A 1529-nucleotide genomic window follows, 5' to 3' on the forward strand; every position below is an offset into this window, starting at 1 on the left:
AAGTTGCATCAAGATGACGATCAAAACCCATCTCAAACGTTTTGCCCTCTCCCTCGCGGCCAGCCTGCTGATCGCCGGCGCAGTCCACGCCGATACCACCAAGGCGCCTATCCGCCTCGCCACCACCACCAGCACCGAGCAGTCCGGTTTGCTGGGCTGGCTGCTGCCCCAGTTCACCAAGGAGACAGGTTATCCGGTGCAGGTGATGGCGGCCGGTACTGGTCAGAGCCTGAAGATGGGTGAAAACGGCGATGCGGATCTGGTGATGACCCATGCCCCCTCTGCCGAGAAGGCCTTCGTCGACGCAGGCTTTGGTATCGAGCCGGTGCACCTGATGTACAACGACTTCGTCATCGTCGGCCCGGCGAAAGACCCGGCGAGTCTGGGCAAGCTGCACGACGCGGCGAAAGGGCTGCAAGCCATCAAGGATCAGGGCCAGACCTTTATCTCCCGTGGCGACGAGTCCGGCACCCACATCAAGGAGAAGACCCTGTGGCAAGCCGCTGACGTCAAACCCGAGTTCGCCGGTTACAAGTCCATCGGCCAAGGCATGGGGCCGACCCTGACCATGGCCTCCGAGCTCGGTGCCTACACCCTGACCGACCGCGGCACCTGGCTCGCCTATCAGAGCAAGCTGGATCTCGCCGTGCTGCTGGAGGGTGACAAGCGCCTGTTCAACCCCTATCAGGTGATCCTGGTCAACCCCAAGCGCTACCCGGATCTCAATACCGAAGGAGCCCGCACCCTGAAGAACTGGCTGGTCTCCGAGCATGGCCAGACGCTGATCGGTAACTTCAAGGTGGCGGGTCAGGCGCTGTTTGTAGCCGATGCCAGCGGGCAATAATGCCGACCCTGCTGGATACGACCGCATTGACGGCCCTCGCCCTGCCCTCTGAGAGAGGCGCCTGATGCCAACCCTGTTGGATACAACGCTGGCGGCGCTTGCCCTGCTGTTCAGTGGCGACACAGAGCTGTGGCAGGTGGTGGGGGTCTCCTTCTCCGTCTCCTGCCTGGCACTGGCGCTGGTGCTGGTGCCGGCGCTGCTGCTCGGCTTTGTGCTGGCCTATCTGCCGATCCCGGCGCGCTGGCTCTGGCTCTCCTGCATCAATACCCTGCAGTCGGTGCCGACCGTGGTGATCGGCCTCTTGCTCTACATGCTGCTCTCCCGGGCAGGCCCCTTTGGCGACTGGAAGATGCTGTTTACCCAGCAAGCCATGGTGGTTGGCCAGATGCTGATCGCCTTCCCCGTCATCGCCACCATGGCTCACGCCGCCTTCATTCAAAGCGATCGCCGCGCCTGGGAGACAGCACTCACCCTGGGGCTCTCCTGGCCAAAGGCGCTGCTCGGGCTGATGCGCGAATGCCGCTTCGGCCTGTTGGCGGCGGTGATCGGCGCCTTCAGCCGCATCGTCACCGAGGTGGGCTGCTCCATGATGGTGGGGGGCAATATCCTGCATTTTACCCGCAACATCCCCACTGCCATTGCGCTGGAAACCCAGAAGGGTGCCTTTGCCCAGGGGGTGGCGCTC

At 63.2% G+C, this 1529-nt stretch carries 2 protein-coding genes; both read left to right on the forward strand.

Features of this window, described 5'->3' with window-relative positions:
- The first annotated feature begins 13 nt into the window (after positions 1-13).
- Entirely contained in the window at positions 14-844 is an 831-nt protein-coding gene (locus BN1129_RS20830; protein ID WP_042039174.1) for an ABC transporter substrate-binding protein, read from the forward strand.
- A gap of 64 nt (positions 845-908) precedes the next feature.
- Positions 909-1529 (forward strand): ABC transporter permease (locus BN1129_RS20835; protein ID WP_042039176.1); only part of this gene is annotated, 621 nt, incomplete at its 3' end.

Source organism: Aeromonas popoffii (assembly GCF_000820025.1).
Lineage (GTDB): Bacteria > Pseudomonadota > Gammaproteobacteria > Enterobacterales > Aeromonadaceae > Aeromonas > Aeromonas popoffii.

Excerpts from the sequence above, each read along its gene's own strand:
- BN1129_RS20830 (WP_042039174.1), top strand. The coding sequence starts at position 14 with ATGACGATCAAAACCCATCTCAAACGTTTTGCCCTCTCCCTCGCGGCC.